The organism is Herbaspirillum sp., from assembly GCF_017744395.1.
Classification (GTDB): Bacteria; Pseudomonadota; Gammaproteobacteria; order Burkholderiales; family Burkholderiaceae_D; genus Herbaspirillum.
In genome coordinates this window covers 40925-57051 of record NZ_JAGIBI010000009.1, presented here as the reverse complement: position 1 = coordinate 57051, position 16127 = coordinate 40925, and the positions used below count along the sequence as shown (strand labels likewise).

Here is a 16127-nt window from a genome sequence, read left to right as displayed (position 1 = left end):
CGCAGCAAATAAGTTGCTGTCGTGCATTGTGTGGCCGCACGGGCGATAGCGCCCAAGGTATGATGCAAAGGCTTGCGGATTTGCCCCGAAAGCAAGACGGGCGGAATACGAGCCGCGCCGGAGCGGGCTAAGTTTTACGTAAAAATCCTCCTAAACTACTTGCTCAAGCGGCCAATGCTGGATAGCATCTGCACTAAATAAAAAAACACTCGTGCTTTTTTTTGCTGTGCGCGCCAAAGCAATGACATCAAATCAACGCTCAGCCCAGCGCAAGTTCTGATCGGAGACAGAGGTACAACATGGAAAAATTCTGGCTTGCTTCCTACCCCGCGGGCGTGCCTGCCGAGATCGATCCCGGCCGCTACGGCTCGCTGGTGCAGATGATCGACGAAGCCTTCGCCAAGTATGCCGACCGCAACGCCTACGTCTGCATGGGCAAGTACCTGAGCTACGCCGAACTGGATCGGCTGTCGCGCCAACTGGGCGCATGGCTGCAAGGGCGGGGCCTGCAAAAGGGCGCGCGCGTGGCGATCATGATGCCCAACGTGCTGCAATACCCGATCGCGATCGCCGCCATCCTGCGAGCCGGATACACCGTGGTCAACGTCAACCCGCTGTACACCCCGCGCGAACTGGAGCACCAGTTGAAGGACTCGGGCGCCGAAGCCATCTTCGTGCTGGAAAACTTCGCCTGCACGCTGCAGAAGGTGGTGGCGAACACCCGCATCAAGCACATCGTGGTCGCCAGCATGGGTGAGTTGCTGGGCGCCGTGAAGGGCGCCATCGTCAACATGGTGGTGCGCCATGTGAAGAAGATGGTGCCGGCCTGGTCCCTGCCGCATGCCGTCACGTTCAGCCAGGCGCTGAAGCAGGCCGCCGGCAAGCAGCTGCAGCCGGTCAAGCTGGGCCACGACGACATCGCCTTCCTGCAATACACCGGCGGCACCACCGGCGTGGCCAAGGGCGCCGTGCTGACGCATCGCAACCTGGTGGCCAATGTGCTGCAGGCCGAAGAATGGCTGACCCCGGCGCTGAAATCGGGCAAGCCGATCGACCAGCTGGTGTTCGTCTGCGCGCTGCCGCTGTACCACATCTTCGCGCTGACGGTGTGCAACATGCTGGGTACGCGCGAAGGCGCGCTGAACCTGCTGATCCCCAACCCGCGCGACATTCCCGGCTTCGTCAAGGAGCTGGCCAAGTACCAGGTCAATACCTTCCCGGCGGTCAACACGCTGTATAACGCGCTGCTCAACAACGCCGAATTCGCCAAGCTGGATTTCTCCGGCTACCGCTGCTGCGTGGGCGGCGGCATGGCGGTGCAAAAGGGCGTGGCCGACAAATGGAAGGCGCTGACCGGCTGCCCCATCATCGAAGGCTACGGCTTGTCCGAGACTTCCCCGATCGCCAGCGCCAATCCGTGCACCATCGAGGAGTACAGCGGCACCATCGGCCTGCCGCTGTCGTCCACCGACATCGCCATCCTGGACGACAACGGCCAGCCGGTGCCGCTGGGCCAGCCGGGCGAGATCGCCATCCGCGGCCCGCAGGTGATGGCCGGCTACTGGCAGCGCCCGGACGAGACCGCCAAGGTCATGACCGATGACGGTTTCTTCAAGACCGGCGACATCGGCGTGATGGACGAGCGCGGCTATACCAGGATCGTCGACCGCAAGAAGGACATGATCCTGGTCTCCGGCTTCAACGTTTATCCCAACGAGATCGAAGGCGTGGTGGCGCAGCATCCGGGCGTGCTGGAATGCGCCTGCGTGGGCGTGCCCGATGAGCACACCGGCGAGGCGGTCAAGCTGTTCGTGGTGCGCAAGGACAAGTCGCTCACCGTCGAGCAGCTGATGGCGTATTGCAAGGAACAGTTCACCGGCTACAAGAAGCCCAAGTACATCGAGTTCCGCGACGAGCTGCCCAAGACCAACGTCGGCAAGATCCTGCGCCGCGAGCTGCGCGACGAGCAGAAGAAGCCGGAGGCGGAAAAGAAGGCGGCCTGATGCCGCGTCCGGCGCCAGGCCGGATTCAGATAAAAAAGCGCCGCTGCGACGGTATTCGCAGCGGCGCTTTTTTTCGTCGTCGTCCCGGGCATGGCGGGGACGGCAACAGGAGGATCAGGCTGTTTCGCAAGCCCGTAATGCGGCGATGAACGCCTTGGCATTGGCCCCGACTTCCTGCGCGCTCAGCCCGGGCTTGTACAACGCCGAACCCAGGCCGAAGGCGCTGGCGCCGGCCTGCAGGAAGGCTTTCAGATTGTCCGGCGTGATCCCGCCCACCGGCGCCAGCACCACATTGGCCGGCACCACCGCGCGCCAGGCCTTGACCACGGCCGGGCCCAATTGCTCTGCCGGGAACATCTTGAGGATGTCGGCGCCGGCCGCCAGCGCGGCGAAGGCCTCGGTGACGGTGGCCACGCCCGGCGCGCTGGCCAGGCCGGCATCGGTGGCGGCCCGGATCACGGCCGGGTCGCTGTGCGGCATCACGATCAACTGGCCGCCCGCGCCCGCCACCTGCTGCACCTGGGCCGGCGACATCACGGTGCCGGCGCCGACCACGCAGTCGGCCGGCAAGGTGCTGCGCAGGATGCGGATGCTCTCCAGCGGTTCGGGCGAGTTCAGCGGGACTTCGATGATGCGGAACCCGGCATCGTAGATGGCGCGGCTGATCGCCTCCACCTCGTCGGGGCGTACCCCGCGCAGGATGGCGATGAGCCGGCATTGCTTCATGGCTTCTTTGAACATGGCTTCTTTCCTTTCTTTATCGCGTTAGCGCACCAGTCCCGCTTGCACGGCGATCTTCCACAGGCCGCGTTCGGTCGCTTGCGCCGCGATGCCGACATGGCTGTAGCCGTGGATCGCCAGCGCCTGCCGGTAACGCTCGCACAGCTTGCCGTCGCCGATCAGCACGATGCGCGGGGCGGCGTCCAGCTTTGCCGCCGCGCGGCTGCCGCGCAGCGCCGCCAGCTCATGGCCGATCAGCAGGCCGGACAGGTAGTCGGCCTGGGCCGCGCCGTCCAGCGCGCCGGTCAGCCCCAGCGTGCGCGTGCTGAAGACGGTCGACAGCACGCCGTTGATGCCGTCGCCGCCGGCGGCTACCCGTACTCCGCGTTCGAAGGCTTGCGGGTTGAAATCCGCGCCGCGCTGCATGGTGCGGCCGAGGATGGTATGCGAGGACAGGGCGGCATAGGCCTCGCCGGTCATGAAGGTGTCGAAGTGTATGAAGCGTTCGCCGGCGATGCGCACCCACTTGGAATGCGTGCCGGGCAGGCCGATCAGCAGTTCCTCGCCGGCGCCGTCCTGCAGCGCCCCGACCACCTGCGTTTCTTCGCCGCGCATGACGTTGGGCAGCGCGCCGCGCTCGATCAGTCCGGGCACGATGTGCAGCACGGCGCCGCCGCGGGTGGGAACCGCGGTCAGGCCGGCGCCGATGTCGGCGATGCGCAGCGGCACGTCGAGATAGGGGGCTTCGCGCCAGCCCTGGGCGCTGCCGACCATGCCGGCGGCCATCACGGGAACCGCCGGCGCATCCTGCAGCCAGTCGCCGCAGGCCTCGCTGAAGGCTTGTTCGAAACCGGCCTTGGCGCCGGCGGCCGAGGCCTCGACCACCGGCAGGTTCATGATGCCCCAGGGCAGCGCGCGCTTGTCCAGCACCGTGCCGTCGCTGCCCAGCCGATAGGCGCGCAGCGACGAGGTGCCCCAGTCGAGCGCGATCAGTTTGGTGGTGTCAGCCATGGCCGTCGCTTCAGTTCGGCACCGGCGTGAGCACCGGCTTGCCGGCGAAGTGCGCCTGCAGGTTGTTGAAGGCGAGGTCGGCCATCGCGGTGCGCGTGACCAGCGTGCCGCTGGCCATGTGCGGGGTCAGCACCACATTGTCCAGCGCCGCCAGTTCGGCCGGGATGTTGGGTTCGTTCTCGAACACGTCCAGGCCGGCGCCGGCGATCTTGCCCTCCTTGAGCGCGCGGGTGAGCGCTGCTTCATCCACCACCGAGCCGCGCGCCACGTTGATCAGGAAGCCTTTCGGTCCCAGCGCCTCCAGCACCTCGGCATTGACCAGGGCGCGCGTGCCGGCGCCGCCGGGCGTGATCATCACCAGGAAGTCGACCGCCGCCGCCAGCGACTTGATGTCGCCGTAGTAGGTATAGGGCACGTCCTTTTTCGAACGGTTGTGGTACGCGATATCCATGTCGAAGCCGGCGGCGCGCCGGGCGATCGCTTCGCCGATGCGGCCCAGGCCGACGATGCCCAGTTTGGCGCCGCTGACCTTGGTGGTGAAGGGGAAGGGGCCGTTCTTCCATTCGCCGCCGCGGGCGAAACGGTCGGCGCGCACCACGTTGCGGGCGGTGGCCAGCAGCAGGGCGATGGCCATGTCGGCGACGTCGTCGGTGAGCACGTCGGGCGTATGCGTGACATGGATGCCGCGTTCGCGCGCGGCGGGCACGTCGACGCCGTCATAGCCGACACCGAACACCGAGACGATCTCCAGCGCCGGGAAGCGCGCCATCAATTCGCGCGGCACCCTGGCCTCGCCGTTGGCGGCGATGGCGCGGATGGATGGGGCGATCTGCTGGAGCTTCTCTTCGCTCAGGCCGTCGAGCAGGTTGTGGCAGTTGAAATTGTCGTGCAGCAGTTGCATCAGGTGTTGCGGCAGGCGTGCGACGATCAGGACATCGGGGCGGGAAGAAGTGGCGGAAGACATGACGGAAATCGGGTGACGATGAATGAGGGGAGTGTAACGATACAAACTAAGCGCGGCCCGCGTGCTGAATTCTTTTCAACATTGCGGCCGCGCCTGCCATCAAACGGCTTGCCAGCCGCCGCCCAGGTCCTGCGGGAGATTCATGTCGCCGTCGCCATCGGCGTCCTGCTCCAGCGGCGGCAGCGGGCGCGGCTTGCGGTTCTCGTCGGTGGCGACATAGGTGAGGGTGGCTTCGGTGACCTTGACGATCTCGGTCTGCAGGCGGTTGCGCTCGGCATATACCTCGACATTGACGGTGATGGAGGTGTTGCCGACCTTGACGATGTCGGCGTAGAAGGACAGCAGGTCGCCCACGAACACCGGATTCTTGAACAGGAATGAATTGACGGCGATGGTGGCCACGCGGCCGTTGGCGCGGCGCGTGGCGGGCAGCGAGCCGGCCACGTCGACCTGGGCCATGATCCAGCCGCCGAAGACGTCGCCGTACACGTTGGCGTCGGCCGGCATGGGCATGACGCGCAATTGCGGGGATTTGCCGGCGGGCAGCCGGGTTCGGGTCGGTGTGGTCATGGTTTTTCCCTTGAGAGCGTGAAGTCCTGCGGACTCTTATAATTCCAGTTTCAATTTCGCTGGCGCGAATGCCTAGTTTATCGGATGTTGCTTCGCTACAGCGGGCCTTGCCGCCGTTGACGGCACGTTTTGCCAGCCATTTTTAGCCATCCCATGCGCCGCCATCCCCATCCCTCCTCTTCGCCAACCAATGCTGCGCCGCGTCAACGCAGCGACTGGGCCGTCGTCAAGACGCTGCTGCCCTACCTGTGGACCTATAAATGGCGCGTGATGCTGGCGCTGGCCTTCCTGGTCGGCGCCAAGCTGGCCAATGTGGGCGTGCCGCTGATCCTGAAGAAGCTGGTCGACCAGATGAGCGTGAGCGCTGCGCATCCACAAGCCTTGCTGGTGCTGCCGCTGGGTTTGCTGGTCGCCTACGGTGCATTGCGGCTGGCAACCTCGGTCTTCACGGAACTGCGCGAACTGATGTTCGCGCGCGTGACCCAGCGCGCGGTGCGCACCATCGCGCTGCAGGTGTTCCGGCACCTGCACGCCTTGTCGCTGCGTTTCCACCTGAACCGGCAGACCGGCGGCATGACGCGCGACATCGAGCGCGGCACGCGCGGCGTTTCCACGCTGGTGTCGTACACGCTGTTTTCGATCTTGCCGACCATCATCGAAATCGTGCTGGTGCTGGCCTACCTGATGCTGCATTACGACATCTGGTTCTCCGCCATCACGGCCGGCGCGTTAGCGCTGTACATCCTGTTTACGATCACGGTCACCGAATGGCGCACGCATTTCCGCCGCACCATGAACGACCTGGATTCGCGCGCCAACACCCGCGCCATCGATTCGTTGCTCAACTACGAGACGGTCAAGTATTTCGGCAATGAGGATTTCGAGGCGCGCCGCTACGACGAAGGCCTGCAGCGCTACGAGCGCGCCGCGGTCAAGTCACAGAGTTCGCTGTCGCTGTTGAACACCGGCCAGTCGGCCATCATCGCCATCGCGGTCACGCTGATCCTGTGGCGCGCCACGGTGGGCGTGATCGACGGCACCATGACGCTGGGCGACATGGTGCTGGTCAACGCCTTCATGATCCAGCTCTACATCCCGCTCAATTTCCTGGGCGTGCTCTACCGCGAGATCAAGCAGAGCCTGGCGGACATGGAGCGCCTGTTCGCGCTGCTGGAAGAGAACCGCGAAGTGGCCGACGGCGCCGCTGCCGCGCCGCTCAGGACGCAGGGCGCGGCGCTGCGATTCGAGCATGTCGATTTCAGCTACGAGAGCAAGCGCCAGATCCTGTTCGACGTCGATTTCACGGTGCCGGCCGGCACCACGACCGCGGTGGTCGGCCACAGCGGTTCGGGCAAATCGACGCTGTCGCGGCTGCTGTACCGCTTCTACGATGTCGACCGCGGGGCCATCCGCATCGACGGCCAGGACCTGCGCGAGGTGACGCAGGCTTCGCTGCGCCAGGCCATCGGCATCGTGCCGCAGGACACGGTCCTGTTCAACGACACTATCGAATACAACATCGCCTACGGCAAGCCGGGCGCCGGCCGCGAGCAGATCGTGGCGGCCGCCAAGGCGGCCTACATCCATGAGTTCATCGAATCGCTGCCGGACGGTTACGCCACCATGGTGGGCGAGCGGGGCCTGAAGCTGTCGGGTGGCGAAAAGCAGCGCGTGGCGATCGCGCGCACGCTGCTGAAGGATCCGGCCATCCTGATCTTCGATGAGGCCACGTCGGCGCTGGATTCGCGCGCCGAGCAGGCGATCCAGCAGCAACTGTCGGACATTGCGCGCGAGCGCACCACGCTGGTCATCGCGCATCGCTTGTCGACCATCGTGGATGCCGACCAGATCCTGGTGCTGGACCATGGCCGCATCGTCGAGCGCGGCACGCATGCCGGGCTGTTGATGGCCGGCGGCCTGTACGCCCAGATGTGGCTGCGCCAGCAGGCCGGCGCCGACGACGAGGGGGCTTCGCCTTTGCCGGATGCGCCTGTGGACAAGCCGGCGGCGGATGACGGCGGCGAACCTAGCGTTCTGATGCCGGCGGCCAGCCGTTAAGAGGTGCTGGCGTAGCGGTGGGCGCTGCGGCACAATTCGGCCATTCGCATCATCGCATCAACAATTCCGATAAGAACGAAAAGTGGGCGGGCAATGGAAAGCAAATGGCTTGAAGATTTCGTCTCCCTGGCTGAAACCCGCAGTTTCAGCCGTTCCGCCGATTTGCGGCATGTCACGCAGCCGGCTTTCTCGCGCCGCATCCAGTCGCTGGAGGCCTGGCTGGGGGCCGACCTGATCGACCGCACTTCCTACCCGACCCGGCTGACCGCGGCGGGCGAAGTGTTCTACGAGCAGGCGGTGGAGATGCTGGGGCAGATCAACAACACCCGCGCGCTGCTGCGCGGCAAGCGCCCGACGGCGCAGACCACCATCGATTTTGCGGTGCCGCATACGCTTTCGCTGACCTACATGCCCAAGTGGCTCAGCGCGCTGGAGTCCGGTTTCGGTTCCATCAACACGCGCCTGATCGCCCTGAACGTGCACGACGCGGTGATGACTATCGTCGAGGGCGGCTGCGACCTGCTGCTGTGCTACCACCACCCGCGCCAGCCGGTGCAGCTCGATGCCAGCCGCTACGATATGCTGACCATGGGTACCGAGACGCTGCGCCCGTACTCGCGCTGCGACCGCAACGGCAAGCCCGATTACGTGTTCCCCGGCACCTCCAAGGATCCGGTGCCGTTCCTCTCCTATACCAGCAACGCCTACCTGGGCCGCATGGTGGAACTGATGATGTCGGATGTGAAGCGTCCGCTGCACCTGCTCAAGCACTATGAGACCGACATGTCGGAAAGCCTGAAGATGATGGCGCTGGAGGGGCACGGCGTGGCCTTCCTGCCGGAGTCGTCGGTGGTGCGCGAAGTGCGCAACCGGCAGCTGGCGCGCACCGATGGACCGGCCGGCGAATGGGAGGTCGAGATGGAAATCCGCCTGTACCGTGAGCGGCCCACTGCGCAGCGCGTCGGCAAGGCCCTGGTGGCGCGCCTGTGGGAGTACCTGGTGGAACAGGATGAGGCGCGCGCCGGACGGCAAAAGGGCGGGGCGCAGAAGCAGGCGCGCGGCGCCGCAAAGCGCGCTTCCTGAGCCGGAAGAGGCGTTCGGATGGTTATGCATCCTATGCATAGTTACATGTGCATAAAGCATTAGCCTTGCATTGTCGCGCTGGCTACGATGGCGTCGCTGATTCGGACGGAGAGAATTTCCCGTTCTTGCGCGATGCAATATCCGCGGGAGCGATAAGCCTTGATCGTTGGCTGTGGCGGAGTACCATGCTCAGCAGGTCCCGATTTCTTTGCAGCGTCTTGAACAGCACGGCAAACCAAAGGAGCGATGCATCATGTCGAACGTACCTAACCACGAAGTGCCTTCCTACCTCGTCCCGCACGGCATCGGTCCGTGGGGCGTCTACCTTGAGCAGATCGACCGCGTGACGCCCTACCTGGGCTCGCTGGCGCGCTGGGTGGAAACCCTGAAGCGTCCCAAGCGCATGCTGGTGGTCGACGTCCCCATCGAGCGCGACGACGGCACCATCGCCCACTTCGAAGGCTATCGCGTCCAGCACAATACTTCGCGCGGCCCCGGCAAGGGCGGCGTGCGTTTCCACCAGGATGTGACGCTGTCGGAAGTGATGGCGCTGTCGGCCTGGATGACCATCAAGAACGCGGCGGTGAACGTTCCCTACGGCGGCGCCAAGGGCGGTATCCGCGTCGATCCCAAGACCCTCTCGCGCGGCGAACTGCAGCGCGTCACCCGTCGCTACACCAGCGAAATCGGCATCATCATCGGCCCCAACAAGGACATCCCGGCGCCGGACGTGAACACCGATTCGCAGATCATGGCGTGGATGATGGACACCTACTCCATGAACCAGGGCAGCACCTCTTCGGGCGTGGTGACCGGCAAGCCGATCTCGCTGGGCGGCAGCCTGGGTCGCCATGAAGCGACCGGCCGCGGCGTGTTCGTGGTGGGCTGCGAAGCGGCCGCCAAGCGCAACCTGGAGATCAAGGATGCCAAGGTCGCCGTGCAAGGTTTCGGCAACGTCGGCGGCATCGCCGCGCGCCTGTTCGCCGAAGCCGGCGCCAAGGTGGTGGCGGTGCAGGACCATGTGACGACCGTCTTCAACGCCGGCGGCCTGGATATCCCGGCGCTGCAGACCTATGTGGCGCAGAACGGCAGCGTGAAGGGCTTCGCCGGCGCTGACGAGATCTCCGACCGCGCACAGTTCTGGTCGGTCGACTGCGACATCCTGGTGCCTGCCGCGCTGGAACAGCAGATCACCGAAGCCAATGCCGGCAACATCAAGGCCAAGATCATCCTGGAAGGCGCCAACGGCCCGACCACGCCGGCGGCCGACGACATCCTGCGCGACAAGGGCGTGCTGATCGTGCCCGACGTGATCGCCAACGCCGGCGGCGTGACGGTGAGCTACTTCGAGTGGGTGCAGGATTTCTCCAGCTTCTTCTGGACCGAGGACGAGATCAACCTGCGCCTGACCCGCATCATGCGCGAAGCCTTCGCGGCCGTGTGGCAGCTGGCCGACGACAAGAAGGTGTCGTTGCGTACGGCGGCGTTCATCGTGGCTTGCACACGCGTGCTGCAGGCGCGTGAAATGCGAGGTTTGTACCCGTAATCGGGCTTTGTTCCAAATATTGGCAGCCAAGGCGGCAATATAAGATCGCCGGCTGCGTAAAGCGGTAAGGGAGGAGACGTGGTTCGTGCGCGCGCGCGCACCGGCGGCGCTGATGCCGTGCGGTGCGCCAAACTGTCCATGGCGGTGCTGGCATGCTTGTGCCTGGCGCCGTTGTCGGCGCACGCCGAAAGCACGCTGGACAAGATCCGGCGCACCGGCACGATGGTGATCGCTTATCCGGCCAGCCACTTCCCTTTCGCCGAGGCCGATGGCGACGGCAAGGCCGCAGGGTATTCCATCGAGATTTGCCGCAAGATCGCCGACGCGGTGCGGCGCGAAACCAGGCTTTCCCAGTTGCAGGTCAGGTACCTGCAGGTCGACGTCGATGGCCGCTTCGAGGCCATTTCCAGCGGCGCCGCCGACATCGAGTGCGGCTCGACCACCAGCAACGCTTCGCGCAGAAGCCGTTTCGATTTCACCATTCCCCACTTTTATACGACTACGCGCATGTTGGTGCGCAAGGACTCGGGCATCCGCTCGTGGCTCGACATGCGCGGCAAACGCATGGTGACGCTGCGCGGCAGCGCGGTCTTGCCGTATGTGAAGGCGCGCGATGCCGCGGGCGTGCTCGGCATGCGCTGGATCGAGACCGCGACGGATGCGGATGCCATGGCAATGGTGGCGGATGGGCGCGCCGACGCCTATGCCGATGACGATGTGCTGCTGTATTCATACCGCACCGACATGAAGAATCCGGACTCCCTTGAGATCGTCGGCGAGGCGTTGTCGGTCGACCCTTATGCCATGATGATGCGCAAGGACGACGCCGCGTTCAAGGCGGTGGTCGATCGCGAGATGGCGCGCATGATTTTCGACGGCGAGATCTACGGCATGTACGATCGCTGGTTCATGCGGCCGGCGGGAGCGCGCAAACGGACCTTGAATCTGCCGATGGGATACGTGTTGCGGGATTCGTTCCGCTTCCCATCGGACAAGATCACGCAGTAAATGGCTTTTCTGGCATGGATATTGCTGTGAAAAGGGCTGGTTGTGGCGGTCATGGGCATGAATCCGCCGGAGGCGATGCCGCGAAAGCATGACCGGCGAAGCCGGATGCTCATGTAAGATGGCATGCGCTATCCATCGGGGAAGTGGCCGCCGCGGTGCGGTCCGATGATGGAAGCTGTCGAAGTAATGGGAATATTGGCGCACTGCGGGATGGATGGCGCGGACATATGTCGTAAAATGCCGCCCGCCGCATGTAGCCATGGAAGATCACTGCTGTGTGCCGGGCCGCTGCCATCGATGGCGGCGACGGACGCAAGCGGATGAAAAAAAGCCAGCGAAGATATGGCATCGATAATAAAAAACAGGCATGGCAACAGGGCCGGCAAGCCTTGCTCCATCAGCGGCTCAGGCTGTTTTTGGAATAGGGCTTTTGGTACACTACGTAAAAATTTTTCCAGGAGGTCACACAATGAAGTTATTGAAGCTAGCAGGGGTTTTGGTCGGTGCAAGCGTGCTGATGGGTTCGGTTCATGCAGAGGAATTTTCCGGCCGTCTGAAGAAGATCAAGGACTCCGGCACCCTGACTCTGGGCGTGCGCGATTCCTCGATTCCGTTCTCCTACCTCGATGACAAGCAGTCCTACCAGGGCTACTCGATCGACCTGTGCCTGAAGGCCGCTACCGCGATCCAGAAGAAGCTGGGCCTGACTTCGCTCAACATCAAGATGGTTCCGGTGACTTCGGCTACCCGTATCCCGCTGATCGCCAACGGCACCACCGACATTTCCTGCGACTCCGCCACCAACAACATGGAGCGCCAGAAGCAGGTGTCCTTCTCGGTGACCGAGTTCGTGACCGCCAACCGTTTCCTGTCGAAGAAGGCCGCGAACCTGAAGACCCTGGACGACCTGAAGGGCAAGACCATCGTGTCGACCTCGGGCACTTCCAACCTGAAGCAGATCACTTCCCTGAACACGGAACGCAACCTGGGCATGAACATCCTGGCTGCCAAGGACCACGCCGAAGCCTTCCTGATGGTGGAAACCGGCCGTGCCGCCGCGTTCGTGATGGATGACATCCTGCTGGCCGGCCTGGCCGCCAACTCCAAGGCGCCGGGCGACTACCAGATCTCCGCGGAAGCGCTGTCGGTCGAGCCGTACGGCCTGATCCTGCCGAAGGGCGACGACGCCTTCAAGAAGGTGGTCGACGATGCCCTGACCGTGGTCTACAAGGGCGACGAGATCAAGAAGATCTATGGCAAGTGGTTCACCTCGCCGATCCCGCCCAAGGGCATCAACCTGAACGTGCCGATGAGCAAGGAACTGCTGGCCGTGCTGGCCAAGCCGACCGATTCGGGCGAGCCGTCCGCTTATGCGGTGGTTCCGGAAGCGCAGAAGAAATCGGCCGGCAAGAAGTAATCGGCTGATTGCCTTTGCGCAATGGGCGATGGAGCGGGGCGACCCGTTCCATCGCAAGACGGATAGCCCGTCTTGACGAAACGGGGGGCCTTGTCCCCCGTTTTGTTTAACCGGCCGGCGAAGACGGTTGCCGCGTGCAATCGCCTTTATCCACAGCGGCCGGTGACTGACCGGAATAGCCAGGGCGCGACATTTGCCTGGTGATCGCGCCTGACAGACAGACTCGAAACAAAAGACGAGGCCACATATGCATTACAACTGGAACTGGGGAATCTTCTGGGAGATGTCTCCCGACGGCATCCCCTATATCGATACCCTGATGGCGGGCCTGAAATGGACCATCGCGACAGCGGTATCCGCCTGGATCATGGCGCTGATCCTCGGCACCATCGCCGGCACCATCCGCACAACAACAAAACCATGGGCCGTGCGCCTTGCCAACGGCTACGTGGAACTTTTCCGCAACATCCCCCTGCTGGTGCAGATGTTCCTCTGGTATTTCGTGATGCCGGAAGTGCTGCCCCATGCGGTCGGAGACTGGCTCAAGAGCTTGCCGAACGCGTCCTTCATCACCGCCACCCTGGCGCTGGGCTTCTTCACTTCGGCCCGTGTCGCGGTGCAGGTTACTACCGGCATCCAGGCGCTGCCGCGCGGCCAGCGCATGGCCGGCCACGCGCTCGGCCTGACGCCGGTGCAGACCTATCGCTACGTGCTGTTGCCGATGGCGTTCCGCATCATCATCCCGGCGCTGACCAACGAGTTCGCCGCGATCATCAAGAACAGCTCGGTGGCGCTGACCATCGGCCTGATCGAGCTGACCGCAGCCACCTACTCGATGCGCGAGTTCACCTTCCAGACCTTCGAGGCGCTGACCGGCGCCACCATCATCTACATCGTCATTTCCGTCATTGCGCTGCTGCTGGCGCGCCTGCTGGAAAAAGTGACTGCTGTCCCTGGCTACATCTCCAGCGGTAGCGCCAGTTCGGGAGGGCATTGATCCATGTTCAGCAATTTCGACTTCAACGTCATCGAGCGTTCCTGGTACTACCTGTTCACCACGGGCCTGAAGTTCACCGTCATCCTGACCTTCTCGTCCATGCTGGGCGGCATCATCATCGGTACGCTGCTGGCCATGATGCGCTTGTCCTCCAACAAGCCGCTGTCATTCATCGCTACCACCTACGTCAACCTGATCCGCTCGATCCCGCTGGTGCTGGTGATCTTCTGGTTCTACTTCCTGGTGCCGTTCATCGGGGCGTGGATCATCGGCGCTTCCGAGCCGATCCAGGTCGGCGCTTTCGAATCGGCGCTGATCACCTTCATCCTGTTCGAGTCGGCCTACTACTGCGAAATCATGCGTTCGGGCATCCAGTCGATCCCGCGCGGCCAGATTTTCGCCGGTTACGCGATCGGCATGAACTACTGGCAGATGATGGGCAACGTGGTGCTGCCGCAGGCGTTCCGCAACATGGCGCCGATCCTGCTGACCCAGACCATCATCCTGTTCCAGGACGTGTCGCTGGTCTACGTGCTGGGCTCGGTGCCGGACTTCGTCACCAGCGCTTCCAAGATCGCGCAGCGCGACGGCCGCCTGGTGGAAATGTACCTGTTCGTGGCGGTGGTGTACTTCGTGCTGAGCTTCGGCCTGTCGCAACTGGTCAAGCGCTTCCAGAAGAAGATCGCCATCATCCGCTAAGCCCAATGACGGCCGTTCGCCGATGCGGCGGGCGGCCCAACGAATTTAGGAATTCAGGAGAAACAAATGATTGAACTCAACAACGTCAGCAAGTGGTATGGCAGCTTCCAGGTCCTGACCGACTGCTCGACCTCGGTGAAAAAGGGCGACGTGGTGGTGGTGTGCGGCCCGTCCGGTTCCGGCAAGTCGACGCTGATCAAGACCGTCAACGGCCTGGAGCCGTTCCAGAAGGGCGTCATCACCGTCGACGGCGTCTCGGTGGGCGACCCCAAGACCAACCTGTCCAAGCTGCGCGCGCGCATCGGCATGGTGTTCCAGAACTTCGAACTGTTCCCGCACCTGTCCATCCGCGACAACCTGACCATCGGCCAGGTCAAGGTGCTGGGCCGCAGCAAGGACGAGGCGACCGAGAAGGGGCTGAAGTACCTCGACCGCGTGGGCCTGCTGGCGCACAAGGACAAGTTCCCCGGCCAGCTCTCCGGCGGCCAGCAGCAGCGTGTGGCGATCGCCCGCGCGCTGTCGATGGATCCGATCGCGATGCTGTTCGACGAACCGACCTCGGCGCTGGACCCGGAAATGATCAATGAAGTGCTGGACGTCATGGTCGGCCTGGCCCAGGAAGGCATGACCATGATGGTCGTGACCCACGAAATGGGCTTCGCCCGCAAGGTCGCCAACCGCGTGGTGTTCATGGACAAGGGCGCGGTCGTCGAAGATTGCGCCAAGGACGAGTTCTTCGCGCAGCCGCGCTCGGAACGCGCGCGCGACTTCCTGGCCAAGATCATCACCCACTGATCCCGCAGCGCCTGCGGGCGCATCCCGGAGTCCGGAAGGGCCGCATCGGCGACGATGCGGCCTTTTCTTTTATCCGGCCCCGGGCTGGGGCCGGGGAGCGGCGGGGCTTGACGGCTACGGTAGAATAACGCCCTTGATGATGCCGCCCGGCCGGGCGCGTCCGTCGAGATGCCTGCCATCCGCCGATTCCAGACCAGAAAGAACACCGCAATGAGCAACCAACTGACCATCACCCGCCCGGACGACTGGCACCTGCACCTGCGCGACGGCGCGACCCTCAATGATGTGCTGCCGCATACCGCGCGCCAGTTCGCGCGCGCCATCGTCATGCCCAACCTGAAGCCGCCGGTCACCACCACCGAACAGGCCGCGGCCTACCGCGACCGCATCCTGGCTGCGCTGCCGGCGGGCATGCAGTTCGAGCCGCTGATGGTGCTGTACCTGACCGACAATACCCCGCCCGACGAAATCCGCCGCGCCCGGGACAGCGGCTTCGTCAAGGCGGTCAAGCTGTATCCGGCCGGCGCCACAACCAATTCCGACGCCGGCGTGACCGATCTCTCCAAGTGCTACAAGACGCTGGAAGTGATGCAGGAGCTGGACATGCCGTTCCTGGTCCACGGCGAGGTGACCGACCCGGCGATCGACCTGTTCGACCGCGAGGCGGTGTTCATCGACCGCATCATGAAGCCTTTGCGCCAAGCCATGCCCGAATTGAAGGTGGTGTTCGAACACATCACCACCAAGGAAGCCGCCGAATACGTGCTGGCCGGCGAAGGCCCGACCGCGGCCACCATCACCGCCCACCACCTGCTGTTCAACCGCAACGAGATCTTCAAGGGCGGTATCCGTCCGCATTACTACTGCCTGCCGGTCCTGAAGCGCGAGACCCATCGTCAGGCGCTGGTGGCGGCCGCCACTTCCGGCAACGACAAGTTCTTCCTCGGCACCGACTCGGCGCCGCACGCCAAGGGGCTGAAGGAGCACGCCTGCGGCTGCGCCGGCTGCTACACCGCGCTGCATGCGCTGGAACTGTACGCGCAAGCCTTCGACCAGGCCGGCGCGCTGGACAAGTTCGAAGCCTTCGCCAGCTTCAACGGCCCGGCCTTCTACGGCTTGCCGCGCAATACCGGTACCGTCACCCTGAAGCGCGAAAGCTGGACCATCCCGGCCGAGCTGCCGATGGGCGACGCCACCGTGGTGCCGCTGTCGGCTGGCGAGCAGATCAACTGGAAGATGGCCTGAGCCGTCGCTGC

General features: G+C 64.0%; 15 protein-coding genes. 10 read left to right on the top strand and 5 right to left on the bottom strand.

Annotation, left to right across the window (positions count from 1 at the left end; all coding sequences use genetic code 11):
- The first annotated feature begins 299 nt into the window (after positions 1 to 299).
- Complete coding sequence (locus J7548_RS18965) at positions 300 to 2003, top strand: long-chain fatty acid--CoA ligase (RefSeq protein ID WP_290977671.1); 1704 nt, start codon at positions 300 to 302, stop codon at positions 2001 to 2003.
- Between the two features lie 114 nt (positions 2004 to 2117).
- On the opposite strand, the gene J7548_RS18960 is transcribed toward J7548_RS18965, so the two are convergent.
- The 4 genes from J7548_RS18960 to J7548_RS18945 all read right to left on the bottom strand — a co-directional run bounded on the left by J7548_RS18960 (position 2118) and on the right by J7548_RS18945 (position 5268).
- The gene (locus J7548_RS18960) at positions 2118 to 2744 is read right to left on the bottom strand and encodes a 2-dehydro-3-deoxy-6-phosphogalactonate aldolase (protein WP_290977669.1); all 627 of its coding nucleotides are present in this window, start codon (positions 2742 to 2744) and stop codon (positions 2118 to 2120) included.
- A 24-nt stretch (positions 2745 to 2768) separates the two neighbouring features.
- Positions 2769 to 3734, bottom strand: a complete 966-nt coding sequence (locus J7548_RS18955) for a 2-dehydro-3-deoxygalactonokinase (RefSeq protein WP_290977667.1) — start codon at positions 3732 to 3734, stop codon at positions 2769 to 2771.
- 10 nt (positions 3735 to 3744) lie between these two features.
- Complete coding sequence (locus tag J7548_RS18950; protein WP_290977665.1) at positions 3745 to 4698, bottom strand: 2-hydroxyacid dehydrogenase; 954 nt, start codon at positions 4696 to 4698, stop codon at positions 3745 to 3747.
- Positions 4699 to 4797: 99 nt separating this feature from the next.
- Positions 4798 to 5268, bottom strand: a complete 471-nt coding sequence (locus tag J7548_RS18945) for an acyl-CoA thioesterase (RefSeq protein WP_290977663.1) — start codon at positions 5266 to 5268, stop codon at positions 4798 to 4800.
- A gap of 153 nt (positions 5269 to 5421) precedes the next feature.
- Between J7548_RS18945 and J7548_RS18940 the strand changes: the two genes are divergently transcribed.
- The 4 genes from J7548_RS18940 to J7548_RS18925 all read left to right on the top strand — a co-directional run bounded on the left by J7548_RS18940 (position 5422) and on the right by J7548_RS18925 (position 10963).
- Positions 5422 to 7326, top strand: coding sequence for an ABC transporter ATP-binding protein/permease (locus J7548_RS18940; protein WP_290977661.1), 1905 nt, complete (start codon positions 5422 to 5424; stop codon positions 7324 to 7326).
- 93 nt (positions 7327 to 7419) lie between these two features.
- Positions 7420 to 8409: a LysR family transcriptional regulator gene (locus J7548_RS18935; protein WP_290977659.1), complete on the top strand. Its 990-nt coding sequence runs from the start codon at positions 7420 to 7422 to the stop codon at positions 8407 to 8409.
- A 253-nt stretch (positions 8410 to 8662) separates the two neighbouring features.
- On the top strand, positions 8663 to 9955 hold the full coding sequence (locus tag J7548_RS18930; protein ID WP_290977657.1) for a Glu/Leu/Phe/Val dehydrogenase: 1293 nt from the start codon (positions 8663 to 8665) through the stop codon (positions 9953 to 9955).
- 78 nt (positions 9956 to 10033) lie between these two features.
- Complete coding sequence (locus J7548_RS18925; RefSeq protein WP_290977655.1) at positions 10034 to 10963, top strand: amino acid ABC transporter substrate-binding protein; 930 nt, start codon at positions 10034 to 10036, stop codon at positions 10961 to 10963.
- Positions 10964 to 11091: 128 nt separating this feature from the next.
- Here J7548_RS18925 and J7548_RS18920 read toward each other — a convergent pair whose 3' ends face one another.
- Entirely contained in the window at positions 11092 to 11433 is a 342-nt protein-coding gene (locus tag J7548_RS18920) for a hypothetical protein (RefSeq protein ID WP_290977653.1), read from the bottom strand.
- On the opposite strand from J7548_RS18920, the gene J7548_RS18915 reads away from it, so the two are divergent.
- The 5 genes from J7548_RS18915 (at position 11433) to pyrC (ending at position 16116) form a co-directional block, all read left to right on the top strand.
- Complete coding sequence (locus J7548_RS18915; RefSeq protein ID WP_290977651.1) at positions 11433 to 12380, top strand: amino acid ABC transporter substrate-binding protein; 948 nt, start codon at positions 11433 to 11435, stop codon at positions 12378 to 12380. The genes J7548_RS18920 and J7548_RS18915 overlap by 1 nt on opposite strands.
- 247 nt (positions 12381 to 12627) lie before the next feature.
- On the top strand, positions 12628 to 13377 hold the full coding sequence (locus tag J7548_RS18910) for an amino acid ABC transporter permease (RefSeq protein WP_290977649.1): 750 nt from the start codon (positions 12628 to 12630) through the stop codon (positions 13375 to 13377).
- Positions 13378 to 13380: 3 nt separating this feature from the next.
- Entirely contained in the window at positions 13381 to 14076 is a 696-nt protein-coding gene (locus J7548_RS18905) for an amino acid ABC transporter permease (protein ID WP_290977647.1), read from the top strand.
- A 66-nt stretch (positions 14077 to 14142) separates the two neighbouring features.
- Positions 14143 to 14871, top strand: a complete 729-nt coding sequence (locus J7548_RS18900) for an amino acid ABC transporter ATP-binding protein (protein ID WP_290977645.1) — start codon at positions 14143 to 14145, stop codon at positions 14869 to 14871.
- 210 nt (positions 14872 to 15081) lie between these two features.
- On the top strand, positions 15082 to 16116 hold the full coding sequence (gene pyrC / locus J7548_RS18895; protein WP_290977643.1) for a dihydroorotase: 1035 nt from the start codon (positions 15082 to 15084) through the stop codon (positions 16114 to 16116).
- Positions 16117 to 16127 lie beyond the last annotated feature (11 nt).